This window comes from Streptomyces sp. NRRL F-5755 (genome assembly GCF_001279365.1).
In the GTDB taxonomy this organism is placed as follows: domain Bacteria; phylum Actinomycetota; class Actinomycetes; order Streptomycetales; family Streptomycetaceae; genus Streptomyces; species Streptomyces rimosus.
In genome coordinates this window covers 1-19,242 of sequence record NZ_LGCW01000013.1, presented here as the reverse complement: position 1 = coordinate 19,242, position 19,242 = coordinate 1, and the positions used below count along the sequence as shown (strand labels likewise).

Here is a 19,242-nt window from a genome sequence, read left to right as displayed (position 1 = left end):
TCGGTCCGGTGCGCCGTCAGTTCAGCGCGGCGGGCACCGGCTGCGGCGGGGGCGGACCCACATAGCGGGCCGCCGGACGGATGATCTTCGAGTCGTCCGCCTGCTCCAGGATATTGGCGCTCCACCCGATCACCCGCGCGGCGCAGAACGTGGGGGTGAACATCTCCCGCGGCAGGCCGCACAGCTCCATCACCACGCCCGCGTAGAACTCGACGTTGGTGTGCAGTTCCCGGCCGGGTTTCAGCTCGGCGAGGAGCGCCTCGACCCGCTCCTCCACCTGGAGCGCGAAGTCCACGAGCGGCCCGCCGAAGCCCCGTGCGATGTCCCGCAGCATCCGCGAGCGGGGGTCCTCGGTGCGGTAGACGGGATGCCCGAAGCCCATGATCCGCTCGCCCGAGCGGACGCGTTCGCGGATCCAGGGGTCGATGCGGTCCGGAGTGCCGATGGCGTCGAGGGCGTCCAGGGCCCGGCTGGGCGCGCCGCCGTGCAGCGGTCCGGAGAGCGCGCCGACCGCACCGGCCAGGCAGGCCGCGAGGTCGGCACCGGTGGAGGCGATGACGCGGGCGGTGAAGGTCGAGGCGTTGAAGCCGTGGTCGACGGTGGAGATCAGGTAGCGCTCGATGGCGCTCGCGCGCTCGGGGTCCGGTTCCTCACCGGTGAGCATGTAGAGGTAGTTGGCGGCGTAGGGGAGGTCGTCCCGCGGTTCGACCGGCGTCAGGCCCCGGCCGAGGCGGTGCAGCGCGGTGAGGAGGGTGGGCACGGCGGCGCTCGCGGTGAGCGCGTCCGCGCCGCGCTGCCCGGCGTCGATGTCGTACAGGGGCCGGAAGCCCGCGGCGGCGCCGAGCAGCGAGAGCGCGGTGCGCAGGCCGGCGAGCGGGCCGCTGCGGGCGCTCGCGCGGGCGATGCCGGGCAGGGCGTCCCGTACGGCGTCGGGCAGGTGGCGCAGGGGCGCGGTCTCCGCCGTGAAGGCGGCGCGGCGCTCCGCGTCCGGCAGGGAGCCGCGGAGCATCAGGTGCCAGACGTCCTCGAAGGTACGGCTCTGCGCGAGCTCCACGGCGGAGTACTGGCGGTAGTGGTAGAAGCCCTCCCCGCCCCGTACGTCTCCCAGTTCGGTCTCGGTGACGATCACGCCCGCGAGGCCGCGGGGTACGTCGACGGTCATGCCCGGTTCGGCGATCGACATGGCGCTCACTGCCTTTCTCTGCTCTGTCCCGGATCACCGGCGCCTCGGTCGGTGTCGACTTGACTGTCCATGGTTGACTCGATCGATGTCAATATTGATTGAATCAACATAGACACCTGGACGCATCGATACGATGGGCGTCATGGCGGATCACGGAGCGGACCACGGGACGGGGCACCGCGCGAACGGCGGGGACGGGGCCGAGCGGCGGCTGAGCACCCGGGAGGCGGCCGAGCGGCTCGGCGTGAAGCCCGAGACGGTGTACGCGTACGTCAGCCGCGGCCAGCTGACCAGCCGGCGGAAGCCCGGGGGACGCGGCAGCACCTTCGACGCCGCGGAGGTGGACGCGCTCGCCCGGCGCGGCGCCCGCCGCGAACCGGCCGCCCAGGGCGGCGACCTGGCGATCCGTACCGGCATCACCCTCATCGACCAGGACCGCTGCTACTACCGCGGCGTGGACACATCCGAGCTGACCTCCCGTTACGGCTACGAAGAGGTCGCCGACTGGCTCTGGACGGGCGTTCTGCGTCCCGGCGTCCGCTTCACCGCCCCGGAGGACGCGCTCGCCGCCGCGCGCCGGGCCGTCGGCGCGCTGCCCGCGCACAGCGGCCCGATGGACCGGCTGCGCGTCGCGGTGGTGGCGGCGGCCTCCGCCGATCCGCTGCGCTTCGACCTGTCCGAGGACGCCGTCCTGGGTACGGCGCGCGCGCTGATCCCCGTCCTCGTGGACGCCCTACCGCACCTGGGCAGCCCGGGCGGCCACACTTCGGCCCCACTCCCCCGCCGCCTGTGGTCACGCCTCACTCCGGAACGACCCGACGAGCCGTCACTTCGCGCGCTGGACGCGGCACTTACCCTCCTGATCGACCACGACCTCGCCGCCTCCACCCTGGCCGCCCGGGTGGCCGCCTCCGCGCGGGCGCATCCGTACGCCGTCGTGTCGGCCGGATTCGGCGCGCTGGACGGCCCCCTGCACGGCGCCGCGAGCGGGCTCGCGCACCGCATGCTGCTGGAGGTGCTGGACCGGGGCAGCGCGGCGGCCGTGGTCGCGGACCATCTGCGCGCCGGCCGCCGGGTGCCCGGCCTCGGCCATCGCGTCTACCAGGGCGAAGACCCGCGCGCCCGCGCCCTGTTCCGCCTCCTGGAGGACGTACCGCAGGCCGGACCGGCACTGGCCGCGGCCCGCGAAGTCGCCGCCACCACCGCCCGGCACACCGCCCTGCACGCCAACGTCGATCTCGCACTGGCCGTCCTGACCGTCTCGGCCGGCATGACCCCCGAAGCCGGCGAAACGGTCTTCGCGGTGGCCCGCACGGCCGGCTGGATCGCCCACGCACTGGAGGAGTACGCGGAACGCCCGCTCCGTATGCGCCCGAGCGGCCACTACCAAGGGCCGCGGCCGCCTCAGCCGATGCCGTGAGCGGGGGAGGACGAGACGGGGGCGGGGCAGGGGGGCGCCAAGGCGGCTGCACGTCCTGGACGTTGAGAATCCGCGCCCCCGCCCCCCCGAACCGGGCGCCCCCAACCACGAGCCCGGATTTCGATGATCCCGGTGCTGGATTCCGGTCGCTCCGCGACAGGTTAGGGTTACCTATGTGAGCACGTGCGCAACCGCTTCCCGCGATGCCGCCGAGCCCGTCGCAGGCACCTCGGCAACCGCCCGGACCTGGCTGCTCGTCGAGCAGACCGGCCCCTGGGGCACCGAGGCGCTGACCGAGAGCCATCTCGATCCCCGCATCGGGCGGGCCCTGGAAGCGGCCGCGGACGGCACGGGCGTACGCGCCGCCCTCATCCGACGGCCGGGCCGCCACGCCGACTGCCACGGTTCCACCGCCCGCCGCGCCTTCCTCGCACACACCGCACCGGGCCGCTCCTGGATGCGCACCGCCGCCGTCACCGACCCCGAAGCGCTGCTGTCCCTCGACTTCGCACGGCTGGGCGCGGGCGAACACGACGGGCTCTGGGAGCCGTACACCGGCGATCCCCTGGTCTTCGTCTGCACCAACGGCAAGCGTGACCGCTGCTGCGCCCTCCTCGGCCGGCCGCTGGCCGCCGAACTGACCGCCAGCGGAACCGAGGCGTGGGAGATCACCCACATCGGCGGCCACCGCTTCTCCCCCACCCTCTTCGTGCTCCCTTACGGCTACGCCTACGGGCGGGCCTCCGCCCCGCTGGTCAAGGACGCCGTGGAGTCGGCGCGCTCGGGCCGCATCCTGCTGGACCACTGCCGGGGCCGCTCCGCCTGGGAACGCCCGGCCCAGGCCGCCGACCTCGCCGTTCGGGAGCTGATACGCGAGGACCGGGCGGACGCGCTCGATGCCGTACGCACGGAAGCCGTACCGCCGTCCGCCCCTCGCGAAGCGCCCGCCACCCCGGCGTGGGCCGTCACGGTCGCGCACCGGGACGGCCGGTCCTGGCGGGTCACGGTGGAGCAGCGCACCGATGGCGCACCCGCCCCGGCCAGTTGCGGGCTCCCGCTCGGAAGGCCGGCCCGCATGGCCGTGCTGTCCGTACGGGCCCTCCCCGACCTCATCTCCACCCCTCCCCCGTCCTGATCAAGGTGCGGTTACCCCCACCACCGAGTGGTGGCTCGCCGGATGGGCAGCGACACCGGTGAGTGGCGATCGTGGATCCCGGAGAACCACTTGGGCCGAAGGGGGAACGGTGAGTCGTTTCATGGAACGCGCCGTCGCGCGCCGTACGTTGCTGGCCGGTGCGGCAGCAGCCGGTGCGGGTGCGGCCGGTGCGGGTGCGGCCGGTGCGGCAACGGCGTGGGCGGGCACGGGGAAGGCCATCGCCGGTGAGTGGAAGGGGCCGGTGGAACAGTCGGCAGTGGCCGCCGAGACCGCCCGCCTGGAGCGCGCGCTGATCGGGCTGCGGCGCGACATCCACCGGCACCCCGAGGCCCCGGGACAGGAGAAGCGCACGGCCGCTGTGGTGGCCCGTGAGTTGCGCGCGGCGGGGCTGACCATCACCACCGGAGTGGGCGGCCATGGAGTCGTCGGTGTCCTGCGGGGCTCGCGCCCTGGCCGGACCGTTGCCTACCGGGCGGACATGGACGCGGTGCCCCCCATGGACATCGTCGGTACGGGCCCCGCACCGGCCCACGTCTGCGGCCACGACGTCCACACGGCGGTGGGCGTCGGCGTGGCCCGGGTCCTGGCACGGCTGCGGCACCGGTTGAGCGGGACAACGGTCTTCCTTTTCCAGCCCGCCGAGGAGACTTTGTCCGGCGCCCGCGCGCTGATCGACGCGGGCGTACTGGAGCGGTTGAGCATCGAGGAGATCCACGCGCTGCACTGCGGTGCGTTCCCGGTCGGCCGGTTCGCTGTGATGCCGGGATACGGGATGCCGGGCCAGGACAAGGCGGAGGTGACACTCTCCGGACCGGACGCGTCCGAGGCCGCGCGACGCCTGGCCGCCGACATCGGCGCCCTCGCAAGGGTGGCCGTACCGCGCTCCCCGGCGGACCTGGAGCGCCTGGTCGCCGACGCCCTGATACCCGACGGACCGCTGGCCCGCTTCGTCACCGTCCGGGCCACGGCCGAGAAGGCCCGGGTGAGCGTGTCCTACCGCTGCTGGCCGCAGGAGCGGTTCGTGGAGGTCCGCGAGGACATCCGCCGCGCGGCCCGGCGGTACGCGGGGGCCGGAGTACGCTTCCCCGCCGAGCCGTTCCCGGCCATGGTCTGCCCGGACCGCGACGCCCGCCTGCTCGCCCGTCACCTGCGCCGCACCGTCGGCCGGAACACGGTCACCGAACTTCGCGCTGCCTTCCCTCCCTTCAGCGGCGAGGACTTCGCCCTGTACTTGAACCGACTACCCGGTACCTACACGTTCCTCGGCGTCCGCGCCCCTGGCGCACCCATCACCACGAGCTACCCGCACTACCCCGACTTCTCCCCGGATGAGCGCGCCATCGGCGTCGGTGTACGGGCGATGGCCAGCTGGATCGCGGAGCGCACCCGCCCAGCACGGGAGTAGCCAGGTGAATCCACGCCCCGGAGCGACTGCCCCCTCCCGCGACCACCGCCCGGCCGCACGTCCGAGCACGCGAACCCGGCCCCTTGGCCGCCTCGCCGAAAGCGGCCCTTCAGCACTGCCAGAGAAACGCAGCCTCACCACACCCCCGACACCGGAACACATAACCCCGCCCCATCCCGCCGAAGTTGGCCGCGGTCCTGTGGTCGTACCCCTCTTCGAGCTGGGCCGTGAAGGTCATGCGGGTGGCACAGGAAGGGCAGTCAGGTGTCTCGTCGTGCTGGATCCAGTCGGGTTCGCCGCCCAGCCGCCCCAGGGCCCGTTCGTCGGTGGGGGTGTCCTCAGGGTGGATGCGCAGCGCGGTGACGGCACCGAGCAGGGTCTCGCCCTCGGCCGGGACCTTCGCCGCCGCGAGCCGGCCGGTGAACAGGAAGGCCCGGTTGGCGCCGCCGGTGGCGTCCCAGTCGCCGCACATCCCGGGGTCGTTCTGGCACTGGAACACCGCGATCGCCCCACCTTCGACGGGTAGGTGAGCCAGGAATTGCATGGCCCCTTCGCACTCGCGGCACGTCGGCCAGACGAATCCGTCCGGGACGAGCGGCACCCCACCGGTGCGCAGTACGGGTTCGTCGGCCACGGCTTCCCCGCCGTAGATCAGCAGCATGATCACAGACCAGGTACGGCCCGCCGAGCGCCGGACCAGCGGTCCGGTCACAGGTCCCGTCACACCACCTCATCGATCCACCCCCTGAAGAGAAGTCCACGGAGTCCGCGGAGAACACGGGGCCACGGCCGCGCCCCCCGTCGTCACACTGCGAGATTACGCAGTCACACGCAGCTGCCGAAACCCCTGTGGACAACCGCCACATCCCTTGTCCACAGGGCTTTCCAAGCACCGGCCGCCGTGCTGCCCCTACAGCCCCCGGACCGGGCCGACCACCTGCTGACCACCTGCCGATCCCCGCCTTCGCTTACTGTTCGTTCGTATGGGCGCAAAGGACCAGATCAACGCGCAGCCGGGCGCGGGACGGGCCGCCGCCGGCGGGCTCCGCTCCACGCTGTCGCGCCTGCGTGCCCGCCTGGGCTGGCCGCGCCGCGTCTTCGCGCAGGTGCTGCTGATGCAGCTGGCCATCGCCACCGGCGTCACCGCGCTCGCCACCGGTCTCTTCCTCGCCCCGCTCGGCGCGCAGCTCGACGACCAGGCGATGCGCCGTGCTCTGGCCATCGCCCAGACCACCGCCGCCGAGTCCCGCCTCGACGACGCGCTGGAGAGCTCCCGGCCGGGGCGCACCGGGCCCGTGCAGCACGAGGCGGAGCGGATCCGCCGGGCGACCGGGGCGGAATACGTCGTGATCATGGACGTGCACGGAGTGCGCTGGTCCCACACCGACCCGGACCAGATCGGGCGGCATGTGTCCACCGACCCCGGCGACGTCCTGGCGGGCCACGAGGTCATGGAGATCGACGAGGGCACCCTCGGCCGGTCCGCGCGCGGCAAGGTCCCGCTGCGGGACGAGCGGGGGAAGATGGTCGGCGCCGTCTCGGTCGGCATCGCCTACGAGAACGTGCAGCAGCTGCTGCTGGCCACCGTGCCGCAGCTGCTCGCGTACGCGGGCGGGGCGCTCGCGGTCGGCGCGCTGGCCGCCTACCTGGTCGCCCGGCGGCTCCAGCGCCGTACCCATGACCTGGCCTTCTCCGACATCTCCGCCCTGCTCGCCGAGCGCGAGGCGATGCTGCACGGCATCCGGGAGGGGTTCGTGGCGCTCGACCGGCACGGCCGCATCCGGCTGCTGAACGACGAGGCGCAGCGCCTGCTCGACCTGCGCGCCGAGGACGCCGGCCGGCCGCTGGAGGAAGCGCTGCCGCCCGGCCGTACCGCAGAGGTCCTGTCCGGGCGGGTGCGCGGCGCCGACCTGCTCACCGTCAGCGGGCAGCGGGTCCTGGTCGCCAACCGGATGCCGACCGACGACGGCGGGGCCGTGGTGACGCTGCGCGACCGTACCGAGCTGGAGCGGCTGGGCCGCGAGCTGGACGTCACCCGCGGCCTCATCGACGCACTGCGCGCCCAGGACCATGAGCACGCCAACCGCCTCCACACGCTGCTCGGCCTCCTGGAGCTGGGGCTGCACGAGGAGGCCGTGGAGTTCGTGACCCAGGCCGTCGGCGTGCACCGGGCGACCGCCGAGCAGGTCACCGAGCGGGTGCACGATCCGCTGCTCGCGTCGCTCCTGGTCGGCAAGGCGACCGTCGCCACCGAGCGCGGCGTCTCGCTGGGCATCGCGCCCGACAGCCGCCTGCCGGATCGCGTGGTGGACCCGCGTGGCCTGGTCACGGTCCTGGGCAACCTGGTCGACAACGCCCTGGACGCCACGGCCGGCCGCCCCGGAGCGCGCGTCGAGGTGGAGCTTCGCGCCGAGGGCCGCACCGCCGTGGTCCGCGTCCGCGACAACGGCCCGGGCGTGCCCGTACCCCGGCGTGCGGAGATCTTCACCGAGGGCTGGACGACCAAGGAACCTCCGGCCCACGGGCAGCGCGGCATCGGCCTCGCGCTCGTACGCCGTCTCGCCGAACGGTACGGAGGCACCGCCGAGGTGGGCGACCGCCCCGGAGGGGGCGCGGAATTCACCGTCACCCTCCCGGACGCGCTGTCCGACGCGCTGTCCACCGGGCCGGAAGCCGCCGATGCCACCCACGCCACCGGAGTCACAGACGACACAGGAGCCCCCCGATGATCGACGTACTGGTCGTGGACGACGACACCCGGGTCGCCGAGATCAATGCCGCGTACGTCGCGAAGGTCCCGGGCTTCCGCGTCAGCCGCCTCGCCCACTCCGCCGCGGAGGCACTGGCCGCCCTGGAGACGGCCCCCGTCGATCTCGTCCTGCTGGACCACTACCTCCCCGACGAGACCGGCCTCCAGCTCGTGTCCCGGCTGCGGCAGCGCGGTGTCCAGACCGACGTGATCATGGTGACCGCGGCCCGCGACATCGCGACCGTCCAGGCGGCCATGCGCCAGGGCGCGCTGCAGTATCTGGTCAAGCCGTTCACATTCGCGGGGCTTCGGCACAAGCTGGAGGGTTACGCGGCGCTCCACCGCGCCTTCGAGGGCGGCGGCCAGGCCGAACAGTCCGAGGTCGACCGGATCTTCGGGGCCCTGGGGTCCGCCGGGGCCGGGCCCGCCGAGCTGCCCAAGGGGCATTCGACGGCGACCGCCGACCGCGTACGGTCGGTCCTGCGCACGGCCGACGAAGCGCTGTCCGCCCAGGACGTGGCCCGGCAGGCGGGGCTCAGCCGGCAGACCGCGCAGCGCTACCTCAAGCTCCTCGAACGGGCCGGGCGGGTCCGTCTCAGCCTCAAGTACGGCGAGACCGGCCGCCCCGAGCACCGCTACCTCTGGGTCTGACGGGTCCGACCCGATCAGGTGATGGACGACTCGGGCGGTTGTGCGAGACCGTGGCGGTAGGCGTAGTGGATCGCCTGGGCCCGGTCCCGCAGCCCGGCCTTGGCGAAGAGGTTGTTGATGTGGGTCTTCACGGTCGCGTTCGAGACATGCAGCGACCGGGCGATCTCCGGGTTGGACAGCCCCTCGGCGACCAGCCGCAGCACCTCCACCTCGCGTGCGGTCAGCCCGTCCGGGGGCCCGGCCGGTGCCGCCGGGGCGGCGGGCCGCGCGGGCCCGGCGAACCGCTCCAGCAGCCGCCGCTGCACCTTCGGCGACAGTCCCGCCTCGCCCGACAGGACGTCCTCGATGGCCCGTACGATCTCGTCGCCGTCCGCGTCCTTGGTCAGGTAGCCGCGGGCGCCCGCCTCCAGCGCGGGGAAGAGGTGGTCGTCGTCGGCGTAGGTCGTCAGCACCACGACCTCCGTGCCCGGGTGTTCCGTACGGATGCGCCGGGTGGCCTCGACGCCGTCGCAGCGCGGCATCCTGAGGTCCATCAGCACGACGTCCGGGGCCAGTTCGGCGGCGAGCCGTACGGCTTCCTCGCCGTCCCCGGCCGAACCGACGACCTCAATGCCCGGCAGCAGCCCCAGCAGCATCACGATTCCCTCGCGCACCACGGTCTGGTCGTCGGCGACCACCACCCGCGCCGTCATGCCGGCACCCGCAACCGCACCACGAAACCCTCCTCGTCGGGGCCGGAGTCCAGCGTTCCGCCGAGGAGTTCGGCGCGCTCCCGCATCCCCAGCAGACCGTACCCGGAACCGGACGAGCCGAGATCGTCCAGGGCGCCCGGCCTGCCGCCGTGCGGCTTCCTGCGCGCGCCGGAGTCCCGTACCTCCAGCTCGACTTCGCTCTCCGCGTAGTCGAGGCGTACGGTCACGCGCGCGCCCGGCGCGTGCTTCCGTACGTTCGTGAGCGCCTCCTGCGCCACCCTGCGCAACGCCAGAGCGGCCTCGGGAGAGAGCTCGCGGCGCTCCCCCGTCACCTCCAGGCGGGCACCCTCGGCGGCCGTCAGATTGTGCAGGAAGTCCTCCACCGGGGCCATCTCGCCGCGCAGTGCCGACAGGGCCTGCCGCGTGCCGTCCAGCCCTTCCCGCGCCATGCCACGCGCCGCCACCACCCGCTCAAGGACCTGCTGCCGCTCCGCCTCCAGGTCGTCGCTGCGCTGGATCAATAGCCGCGCCGCTTCCAAGTGCACCAATTGCGCACTCAGACTGTGCGCCAGTACGTCGTGGATCTCGCGGGCGATACGGCTCCGCTCGGCCAGCGCCGCCGTCTCGGCCTCGGCCTTGCGGGCGGCCCGCTCCTGGGTCAGCAGCCGCTGGGCGTTGCCCCGCGCCTCCGAGTCCAGCCGCAGGACGTACCCGGCCAGTCCGAGCCCGATGACGGTCGTCGCGGTCGACAGCCAGTCGTCGGGGCTGCGCAGGGTGTACGCCCCCAGGGACACGGCCATGGCCGGCAGCGCCGCCGCCAGCGGCAGCCGCTCCATCGAGATGACGGCGGTGGCGCCCCACACCACGGCGGCCGGCACCCTCGCACCCTCCAAGTGGAACCAGAGCGCACCGGTCTCCAGCAGGGCCAGCGTTCCCAGCGCCGGCCACAGCCGGTGCTGGAGCGTCGTACGGAAGAAGCCCCACAGGGCCAGGCCGCACAGCGCGACCGCGGCCAGCCCCAGGACCACGCCCGCGCCCCGGAACTCCCGGTTCGCCAGGGCGCTCCACAGCAGGGCTCCCATCACCAGGACGCGGATGCCGCGCCCGATCCACAGCCTGGTCGTGCTGAACCCGGCCCGGGACAGCGCCTCCCGCAAGGGCCAGCTCGTCCAGATACTCAGCGGCACCAACGGTCCTTCCGGCGTACGGCTCCCGGGGCGCGGACATGCGGCCTCAGCCACCGGCAGCAACACGGTACGCCGGCCGCAGCGTCTGGGCCCGCCAGGCCATGGTGCCCGTCCGGGCCAGCAGCGTGGCGGCCACGGTCAGCATCGTGGACTGACTGCCCAGGTGGATCCCGGCCAGCACCGCGACTCCGTACAGGCCGAACCGCAGCGCCGCGCCGAGCACCCAGGCCACGGCGGTCACCGGGCGGCCCGCCGACCAGACCGCGCCGTCCTCGTCGGTCCAGACGCGCATCGTCCACGCCCAGGCCGCGCCGGTGAGCAGTCCGAGGACGACCCCGACGGCCAGCAGGACGACGGACCCGGTGGGGTGCGCGCTGTCGAGCAGGCCCGGTTCGCGCACCGCCATCACCGCGAGGATGCCGGGCAGCAGCCACCAGCGCCGTCCGTCCGTCTCCAGCCGCTGCGGTTTCAGCTGCCGTACGACCACCACCGCGATGACCGCGACGATGACGAGAACGTTGAGCGAACCGCTCATGACCTGGGCCTCCGTGGCGTGGGAACAACAACGTCCCCGACGCTACGGAGCGCGGCCCGCCTCCCGGATCGGCGTACGGGTGGGCCCCGGGTGGAAAAGCGGCGGGCGCCCCTCCACCCGTGGGTGGACAGGCGCCCGTACCGGCGCGCGCCACGCTTCACGCGCCCGCGCGGCTCCCGTCAGGTGTCGATGCGGGAGCGGTCGAGCGTGGCGGCGGAGCTGGTGATGAACTCGCGGCGGGGCGCGACCTCATTGCCCATGAGCAGGTCGAAGACCTTCTCGGCGGCCTCCAGCTCGCCGATGTTGATCCGGCGCAGGGTGCGGTGGCGGGGGTCCATGGTGGTCTCGGCCAGCTGGTCGGCGTCCATCTCGCCGAGACCCTTGTAGCGCTGGATGCTGTCCTTGTAGCGGATGTTCTTGCGCTGCAGCTCCAGCAGGGTCTGGCGCAGCTCGTTGTCCGAGTAGGTGTACACGTACTTGTCCTGGCCCTTCTTGGGCTGGATCAGCTCGACGCGGTGCAGCGGCGGCACGGCGGAGAAGACCCGGCCCTGTTCGACCATGGGGCGCATGTAGCGCTGGAAGAGGGTCAGCAGCAGGGTGCGGATGTGGGCGCCGTCGACATCGGCGTCCGCCAGGAAGATGACCTTGCCGTAGCGGGCCGCGTCGATGTCGAAGGTCCGGCCCGAGCCGGCCCCTATCACCTGGATGATCGCCCCGCACTCGGCGTTCTTGAGCATGTCCGAGACGGACGCCTTCTGCACGTTCAGAATCTTGCCGCGGATCGGCAGCAGCGCCTGGAACTCGGAGTTGCGCGCCAGCTTGGCCGTGCCCAGCGCCGAGTCGCCCTCGACGATGAACAGCTCGCTGCGCTCGACGTCGTCGCTGCGGCAGTCGGCCAGCTTCGCCGGCAGCGAGGAGGACTCCAGCGCGGTCTTGCGGCGCTGGGCCTCCTTGTGCTGCCGGGCCGCGATACGGGTGCGGGCCGCCGCGACGACCTTGTCCAGCACCGCGCGGGCCTGCTGCTTGGCGTCCCGCTTGGTGGAGGTCAAGAACGCCTTGAGCTCCTTGGCGATGACCTGGGCGACGATGCGGGAGGCGGCCGAGGTGCCCAGCACCTCCTTGGTCTGCCCCTCGAACTGCGGCTCCGCCAGCCGCACGGTGACGACCGCGGTCAGGCCCTCCATCGCGTCGTCCTTGACGACATCGTCCTCGGCCACCCGCAGCAGCTTGGCCGCGCGCAGCGCCTCGTTGACCGTCTTGGTCACCGACCGCTCGAACCCGGTCACATGGGTGCCGCCCTTGGGGGTGGCGATGATGTTGACGAAGGAGCGCACGGTGGTGTCGTAGCCGGTGCCCCAGCGCAGCGCGACGTCCACGCCCAGTTCCCGGGTGACCTCGGTGGGCGTCATGTGGCCGCGCTCGTCCAGGACGGGCACGGTCTCTTTGAAGGTGCCCTGCCCGGACAGCCGCAGCACATCGCACACGGCCTTGTCCTGGGCGAGGTATTCGCAGAACTCGCTGATGCCGCCGTCGTAACGGAAGGTCTCCTCGACCGGGCCCTCGCTCTCCAGGCCGCGCTCATCACGCACGACCAGGGTCAGGCCGGGCACCAGGAAGGCGGTCTGGCGGGCGCGGGCGTGCAGCGTCTCCAGGGAGAGCTTGGCGTCCTTGAGGAAGATCTGCCGGTCGGCCCAGTACCGCACGCGCGTGCCGGTGCGGGTCTTGGGGATGCGCTTGCCCTTGAGCAGGCCGTTGGCCGGATCGAAGGGGGCGTCGGGGCCGGATTCGGTGAAGATGCCGGGCACGCCGCGGCGGAAGCTGATCGAGTGGGTCTTGCTGTTGCGGTCGACCTCGACGTCCAGCCGGGCGGACAGGGCGTTGACCACCGAGGCGCCGACGCCGTGCAGACCGCCGGAGGCCGCGTACGAGCCGCCGCCGAACTTGCCGCCGGCGTGCAGCTTGGTCATCACGACCTCGACGCCGGACAGGCCGGTCTTGGGCTCCACGTCCACCGGGATGCCGCGGCCGTTGTCGCGGACCTCCACCGAACCGTCGTCGTGGAGGATCACCTCGATACGGTCGCAGTAGCCGCCCAGGGCCTCGTCGACGGAGTTGTCGATGATCTCCCACAGGCAGTGCATCAGACCGCGGCTGTCCGTCGAGCCGATGTACATGCCCGGGCGCTTGCGGACGGCCTCCAGCCCCTCCAGGACGAGCAGATGCCGCGCGGTGTAGTTGGAACCGTCCCGGTCTGCCCCGGTCAGCACTGCGGTGGACGGCACGGACATCTCGGCGGTCACGCGGTTCGCTCCTCGCTGAATTACTGATGGTCCGCATTCCGCGGACCCGGTCGTGGCGGTGTCGCCGGTCAGAGCGTACCGAGGCCCGGTAGAGCCGAAGTGACGCCACCCGTGACGATGTCCATGGTAGTAGACTTTCGCTCACGTGTTCGATCCCTCGATGGGGTGAGAGCGCGGTGACGCGCACATCACGTTCCCTTCGAGGCATGAACCATTTAGGCTCCGGGCACGTCCTCTTGAACAACCGGCAAGCCAGCCGGGAGGACAAAGCCCAGCAACCAACGTGAATCAGACCACCACGCAATACGGCTCATTCGCCGCCACCCGGCAACACCCGGCGTCCTTGGAAAAATTTTTTCAGGGAATAGGCACGAGCGGGAACGTTTTCGGCCTGGTTGGATGTTGACCCTGGTACGACAGCTCGTCGAGCTAGAGAAGAGGCGACGTGACTACTGTTCTGACCCCCGCGAGCCCGCTGACGGCCGCTGACCGCTGCGACCGCTGCGGCGCCCAGGCATACCTGCGCGTCGTTCTGATGTCCGGCGGCGAACTGCTCTTCTGCGCCCACCACGGCCGCAAGTTCGAGCCAGAACTCAAGAAGATCGCCGCGGAAATACAGGACGAGACGGAGCGGCTGACCGCCTCTCCCGCGTCTGCTTCCGACGAGGAACGCTGACACATCGCATCCGACGACGAGCGAGCAGCGGCCTAGGGCCGTGTGGCGGGCGGCTTCCCGGAACCACCGGGGAGCCGCCCGCACTCGTATGGCCCGGCGCCGACGTGACGAGGGCGCCCTCAAGGGCCTCCTGTGCCGTCCTGAGGCGCCGCGACCGGCCGCTCCGGCCCTTCGGTCCGCCCGCGCGCGTCACGGCGCTCAGCCGGCACCATGGGCGATCACTTGCCTCATCATCGCCGAGATGCGCGTATAGACGCCCGGCTTCGCCGCCTTCCCGCATCCGGTACCCCAGGACACCAGCCCGATCAGCCGCCCCCGCGCCACCAGCGGCCCGCCGCTGTCACCCTGGCAGGCATCCCGGCCACCCTGCGGCGTCCCCGCGCACAGCATGGAATCGGCCAAATACTTCCCGTCCGCGTTGCCCGGGTACGCCCTGCTACAGGCCGCATTCGAGTACACCTGCACCTGCGCCGACCGGAGCGTGGCCGCGTACGTACCGCTACCGGTCGTGTCGCCCCAGCCGTACACATTCGCCTTCGTACCGGCCCGGTACGCGGCGTCGCCGGCCTTGGCCATCGGCAGAGCCCGGCCCTTCGGCTGCTGCGCGCCGAGCGTGAGCACGGCGATGTCGCCGGCGTTGCTGTAACTGTCGTACGTCGGATTCACCCAGACCCGCCGCGGCACGAGTTCCTGCCCGCCGCGGCCCCGCATGTCCTCGCGGCCCACGATGATCCGCAGGTCCTTGACCCGCTGCCACTCCACGCCCAGCACCGCACGGCTCAGGCAGTGCGCCGCCGTCACCACCGTCGCGCGGCCGACCAGCACACCGCCGCAGAACTGGCCCGACCGGTCGTTCCCGAAGCGCGAGCGCGAGCTGATCGCGACCATCCAGGGGTGGTCGGAGACCTTCACCGGCCGGCCTCCCACCACCGACTCGTCCGCCCGCGCGGCGGTGACCGGCACGGCGAGGACGAGGGCGAGCGCCCCGAGGGCGGCCCGGACGAAAGCACGCATACACGCTCCTGACTGTGCGGAAGTGTTCGCACACCCAGGGTGAGCCAGTCGGCCACATCGCGCACCCGGACACACCGCGGGCCCGGTCCTCCCGAGGGAGGGCCGGGCCCGCGATGCACCCGGACGGCCGTCCGGCGCGAGAGTGCGGATCAGTCCAGGTAGTCGCGCAGGACCTGCGAGCGCGACGGGTGGCGCAGCTTCGACATCGTCTTGGACTCGATCTGGCGGATGCGCTCACGCGTGACGCCGTAGACCTTGCCGATCTCGTCCAGCGTCTTGGGCTGGCCGTCGGTGAGGCCGAAGCGCATGGAGACCACACCGGCCTCGCGCTCGCTGAGCGTGTCCAGAACCGAGTGCAGCTGCTCCTGCAGCAGCGTGAAGCTGACCGCGTCGGCCGGCACGACCGCCTCGGAGTCCTCGATCAGGTCACCGAACTCGCTGTCGCCGTCCTCGCCCAGCGGGGTGTGCAGCGAGATCGGCTCGCGGCCGTACTTCTGGACCTCGATGACCTTCTCGGGGGTCATGTCCAGTTCCTTGGCCAGCTCCTCCGGGGTGGGCTCGCGGCCCAGGTCCTGGAGCATCTGGCGCTGCACACGGGCCAGCTTGTTGATGACCTCGACCATGTGGACGGGGATACGGATCGTCCGGGCCTGGTCGGCCATGGCGCGGGTGATGGCCTGGCGGATCCACCACGTCGCGTACGTGGAGAACTTGTAACCCTTGGTGTAGTCGAACTTCTCGACCGCACGGATCAGACCGAGGTTGCCCTCCTGGATGAGGTCCAGGAAGAGCATGCCGCGGCCGGTGTAGCGCTTGGCCAGCGAGACGACCAGACGGAGGTTGGCCTCCAGCAGGTGGTTCTTGGCGCGGCGGCCGTCCTCGGCGATGATCTCCAGCTCGCGCTTGAGCTTCGGCGCCAGCTTGTCGGAGTTGGCCAGCTTGTCCTCGGCGAACAGGCCGGCCTCGATGCGCTTGGCGAGTTCGACCTCCTGCTCGGCGTTGAGCAGCGGGACCTTGCCGATCTGCTTGAGGTAGTCCTTGACCGGGTCGGCGGTGGCACCGGCCGCGGCGACCTGCTGCGCGGGGGCGTCGTCCTCGTCGTCGTCGGACAGCACGAAGCCGGCACTCTCGGCACCCTCGGGCACCTCGGCGGCCTCACCCTTGCCCGCGGGCGCCGCTTCCTCGATCGGCTCGTCCTCAAGGAGGTCGTCGACGTCCTTCTTGGCGGCGGTCTTCTTCGCCACGGTCTTCTTGGCGGCGGTCTTCTTCGCGACCGTCTTCTTGGCGGCAGCCTTCTTGGCGACCGCCTTCTTCTCGGGCCCGCCCTCGGCCTCGCCGTACGACGTGTCGCCCAGCGGGGCGGCCGCGGTGGTGGTGGCCTTCTTCGCCGTGGCGGTCTTGGCCGCGACGGTCTTGGTGGCGGTGCGCTTCGCCGGACTCTTCGCTGCGACGCTCTTGCGGGTGCGCTTGGGCGCCTCTGCGGCACTGACCATCAGCGTCACACCCTCCTCGTCGAGGATCTGGTTGAGGCTGCGCAGAACGTTCTTCCACTGGGTTGGCGGAATCTGGTCAGCCTCGAAGGCCCGACGCACGTCATCGCCGGCGATCTGCCCATCAGCCTTTCCCCGCTCGATGAGCGCCATCACTGACTCGGACTCGGCGATCTCCGGCGGGAGCGTACGGGATGTGCTGGCCGACACGAACAACCTCTCGGAACGATGGGAACGGCTTCCGACCCCGTCCACGGTGGATCGGAGCCGACGACCGCCGGCGGGAATGGACCGACGGCGCAGGGGAAGCCGGGGAGTTGAACAGCGCCGAAAGCGCCGCTCGCATTCCCTCCTCGGCTATCACCTCTTAAGTCATCGCGCCTCCCCGGCGAGCGTTACGCCCAATCTGCGTGGCCCGAGTCACACCGCATAACGGAACATTCCCCCCTCTACGGGGCGCAATCCTCCCAAGCAAACGCCGGGCCCGGATCGCGCTTCCGGGCCCGGCGGCCTGGCGTACATCGGCTCACGCGGCGCGGCTCGCTCACGGCGGCGCACTGTCGCGGGCCGTACCCGCGCCGGTGCGCTCCGGCGGCCTCCGCACGCCCTGTGCGCCCCCATGCACTCCGCGCGCCTGGCGGCCGCTCCCCGTATCCCGGGATGACCGCACGTTTTCAGACGTTCTGTCCCGCGCGGACGCGCCTCCCGTCCTGTACGGGTGCGCGCTTCTCAGCCGGCCCTCCCCGGCCGCTACGGGCCCTCCACCGGGCACCGGTTCTCGGCGGCACCGGGCCTTCAGTGCTCGCGGGGCGGCGGGACGGTGTGGTCCCCGGCGCCGCCGGCCCCCTGGCCGCCGGTCTCGCCGTGGGCGGTCAGCAGGGTCCGCATCGCGGCCTCGGCGCCCGGGGCGTCGCCGGCGCCGATCGCGTCGACGATCCGCATGTGCTGGCCGACGTTCTTCTCCGCGGGACGCTCGCAGCCGCCGGAGGGGCCGCCCGAGACGTGCAGGGCGGAGGTGACGATGCCGGAGAGGTGCTCCAGCATGCGGTTCCCGGCCAGCTGGAGCAGCAGGGTGTGGAACTCGGAGTCGGCGCGGGCGAAGGTCAGCCCGTCGCCCTGGGCCGCCGCGTGCCCCATGATCTCGACCATGTCGGCGAGGCGTTGCTGGATGTCGTCGCGGCCGTGGCCGGCGGCGAGCCGGGCGGCGAGGGGCTCGATCGTCCAGCGCAGCTCGGACAGTTCCCGGCGCTGGTCGTCACGCTGCGGGCCGTACGCCCGCCACTCGATGATGTCGGGATCGAGCAGGTTCCAGTCGCTGACCGGGCGTACTCGGGTGCCCACGTTCGGGCGGGCGCTGACCAGGCCCTTGGCCTCCAGGACGCGCAGGGACTCGCGGACGACGGTGCGGGAGACCTCGAAGCGCTGGCCGATCTCCTCGGGCACGAGCGGACGGTCGGCGCCGAGATCGCCGGAGACGATCATCTGGCCGAGCTGCTGGACGAGTTGGCCGTGCAGTCCACGGCCGCGGTTGCCCGCCGCGCGGCGGCCGGCCCGAGCCATGTCCGCATCGGTCCCGTCCCAGACGGGCGGCACGCGGTCGGCCCGCTCGGCGCCCGGCGCGTGGGCGACCCCGCCGGCGCCGGGTGCGCCCACGGCGTTGGCGTAGGAGTAGCGGTCAAGCTCGCCCGGACCGGCGAGGCCGGAGTCGGCGGGGCGAGCCGCGGTCATCATGGTGTGCGCAAGGGTACTCACGCATCATTTGTCGGCGACGCCCCGGGACCCCTTGAGGTCTTTGGTGAAAAGCACACGAAAGGGTGATCGCCCATCCTTCCGCAATTGACGCTTTATCGGAAAGAAAGGTGCTCCCCTCGGGAGGGTGTCGGCCGTCGCCGCACCAGCAGTACCGGACGTGGTCAGCGGGCCCGCTTCCGCAGGGCGGTCAGGGCGTAGGCGAAGACCAGTGCGGTGAGCGACAACGTGAGCGCCCCGCTCACCGGTTGGGCCGCCAGCCGCAGCACCGTACCGACCGCCTGGTCGAAGCCGGACGGCCACTGCACGAGCGCCGCCGACCGCAGCCGCGCGGGAACCCCGGCCATCGACCGGCCGGCCGGTGTCTCCAACGCCCGCTGCACGAACGGCAGGACGAGCACCGGCACGGCGAGCACCGCCGCCAGCCCCATCGCGGTGGACCGGAAGACACCGGCCGCCAGGACGCCCGCCCACGCGCAGCCGATCATGAGGACCGTCCAACTGACGGCCAGGACCTTCCAGTCGCCGCCCTGCGGCAGCCCGGCGGAGCCGAACAGGCCGCGCACCAGCGCAGCGTCGAGCAGCAGCGTCCCGACCGCGAGCAGCGCCGCCGCCGCGCCGCTGATCAGCAGCTTGGCGGCGAGCAGACCGAGGCGGCGGGGCACGGTGCCCTGCTCGGGGGCGAGGGCCGGATAGCGGAACTCCTGGCCGAAGGAGAGGGCCCCGATCAGCCCGGCCGCGAGCGCTGCCGGAGGGAACGGAAGTTGACGCGGCCAGCCGGTCAGGACGTGCACCCGGGAAGTGTCACCGACGCGGGCCAGAACCAGCGCGAAGACCAGGGCGACGGCCAGCGAGAGGACGGCCACGACCAGGCCCGCGGGGTCGGTCGTCGCACGGCGCAGCTCGTACCGCAGCGGCCACTGCGGACCACGACCGGCGAGCCGGAGACTCACGAGCTGCCGGGCGGCGACTTCAGGGGAAGCGGGGGCGGGGCCGGGGGCGCCGGGGGAGAGGGAGGTGCGGAGGGGCTTCAGG

15 protein-coding genes and 1 pseudogene are annotated in these 19,242 nt (G+C 72.2%); 6 read left to right on the top strand and 10 right to left on the bottom strand.

All coding sequences use genetic code 11. The features are described 5' to 3' along the window. Nucleotides 1-16 precede the first annotated feature (16 nt). Complete coding sequence (locus ADK86_RS02820) at nt 17-1,183, bottom strand: citrate synthase/methylcitrate synthase (RefSeq protein ID WP_053695096.1); 1,167 nt, start codon at nt 1,181-1,183, stop codon at nt 17-19. Between the two features lie 142 nt (nt 1,184-1,325). On the opposite strand from ADK86_RS02820, the gene ADK86_RS02815 reads away from it, so the two are divergent. The 3 genes from ADK86_RS02815 (at nt 1,326) to ADK86_RS02805 (ending at nt 5,164) form a co-directional block, all read left to right on the top strand. Then, nucleotides 1,326-2,603 carry a citrate synthase gene (locus tag ADK86_RS02815; RefSeq protein WP_053695106.1) on the top strand — a complete coding sequence of 426 codons (1,278 nt, stop codon included), beginning with the start codon at nt 1,326-1,328 and terminating at the stop codon, nt 2,601-2,603. A 175-nt stretch (nt 2,604-2,778) separates the two neighbouring features. Next, nucleotides 2,779-3,738 carry a sucrase ferredoxin gene (locus ADK86_RS02810; RefSeq protein ID WP_053695095.1) on the top strand — a complete coding sequence of 320 codons (960 nt, stop codon included), beginning with the start codon at nt 2,779-2,781 and terminating at the stop codon, nt 3,736-3,738. Nucleotides 3,739-3,859: 121 nt separating this feature from the next. Continuing rightward, nucleotides 3,860-5,164, top strand: a complete 1,305-nt coding sequence (locus ADK86_RS02805; RefSeq protein ID WP_053695094.1) for a M20 metallopeptidase family protein — start codon at nt 3,860-3,862, stop codon at nt 5,162-5,164. 109 nt (nt 5,165-5,273) lie between these two features. Here the strand turns inward: ADK86_RS02805 and ADK86_RS02800 are convergent, their stop codons facing one another. Then, entirely contained in the window at nt 5,274-5,888 is a 615-nt protein-coding gene (locus ADK86_RS02800) for a hypothetical protein (RefSeq protein WP_234345664.1), read from the bottom strand. A gap of 391 nt (nt 5,889-6,279) precedes the next feature. On the opposite strand from ADK86_RS02800, the gene ADK86_RS02795 reads away from it, so the two are divergent. Further along, on the top strand, nt 6,280-7,893 hold the full coding sequence (locus tag ADK86_RS02795) for an ATP-binding protein (RefSeq protein WP_234345666.1): 1,614 nt from the start codon (nt 6,280-6,282) through the stop codon (nt 7,891-7,893). Continuing rightward, nucleotides 7,890-8,564: a DUF7342 family protein gene (locus tag ADK86_RS02790; protein WP_030630582.1), complete on the top strand. Its 675-nt coding sequence runs from the start codon at nt 7,890-7,892 to the stop codon at nt 8,562-8,564. Before ADK86_RS02795 ends, ADK86_RS02790 begins: the two co-directional genes overlap by 4 nt. Nucleotides 8,565-8,578: 14 nt before the next feature. On the opposite strand, the gene ADK86_RS02785 is transcribed toward ADK86_RS02790, so the two are convergent. The 4 genes from ADK86_RS02785 to ADK86_RS02770 form a co-directional block, all read right to left on the bottom strand. Next, the gene (locus ADK86_RS02785; RefSeq protein WP_053695093.1) at nt 8,579-9,256 is read right to left on the bottom strand and encodes a response regulator transcription factor; all 678 of its coding nucleotides are present in this window, start codon (nt 9,254-9,256) and stop codon (nt 8,579-8,581) included. Further along, complete coding sequence (locus ADK86_RS02780) at nt 9,253-10,443, bottom strand: sensor histidine kinase (protein ID WP_053695092.1); 1,191 nt, start codon at nt 10,441-10,443, stop codon at nt 9,253-9,255. The genes ADK86_RS02785 and ADK86_RS02780 overlap by 4 nt, the downstream gene beginning before the upstream one ends. A gap of 46 nt (nt 10,444-10,489) precedes the next feature. Then, nucleotides 10,490-10,978 carry a hypothetical protein gene (locus ADK86_RS02775; RefSeq protein ID WP_053695091.1) on the bottom strand — a complete coding sequence of 163 codons (489 nt, stop codon included), beginning with the start codon at nt 10,976-10,978 and terminating at the stop codon, nt 10,490-10,492. Between the two features lie 179 nt (nt 10,979-11,157). Next, nucleotides 11,158-13,278, bottom strand: a complete 2,121-nt coding sequence (locus ADK86_RS02770; RefSeq protein ID WP_053695090.1) for a DNA gyrase/topoisomerase IV subunit B — start codon at nt 13,276-13,278, stop codon at nt 11,158-11,160. A 445-nt stretch (nt 13,279-13,723) separates the two neighbouring features. Between ADK86_RS02770 and ADK86_RS02765 the strand changes: the two genes are divergently transcribed. Beyond that, entirely contained in the window at nt 13,724-13,954 is a 231-nt protein-coding gene (locus ADK86_RS02765) for a DUF7455 domain-containing protein (protein WP_003981845.1), read from the top strand. 198 nt (nt 13,955-14,152) lie between these two features. Here ADK86_RS02765 and ADK86_RS02760 read toward each other — a convergent pair whose 3' ends face one another. From ADK86_RS02760 to ADK86_RS02745, 4 genes and pseudogenes are all read right to left on the bottom strand, one after another. Next, nucleotides 14,153-14,968: a S1 family peptidase gene (locus ADK86_RS02760; RefSeq protein WP_053695089.1), complete on the bottom strand. Its 816-nt coding sequence runs from the start codon at nt 14,966-14,968 to the stop codon at nt 14,153-14,155. 149 nt (nt 14,969-15,117) lie between these two features. After that, complete coding sequence (locus ADK86_RS02755) at nt 15,118-16,674, bottom strand: RNA polymerase sigma factor (protein WP_267888779.1); 1,557 nt, start codon at nt 16,672-16,674, stop codon at nt 15,118-15,120. A gap of 579 nt (nt 16,675-17,253) precedes the next feature. Beyond that, nucleotides 17,254-18,210, bottom strand: a complete 957-nt coding sequence (locus tag ADK86_RS02750; protein WP_234317917.1) for a FadR/GntR family transcriptional regulator — start codon at nt 18,208-18,210, stop codon at nt 17,254-17,256. A gap of 161 nt (nt 18,211-18,371) precedes the next feature. After that, nucleotides 18,372-19,242, bottom strand: a pseudogene (locus tag ADK86_RS02745) (ABC transporter ATP-binding protein); the annotation flags it as partial.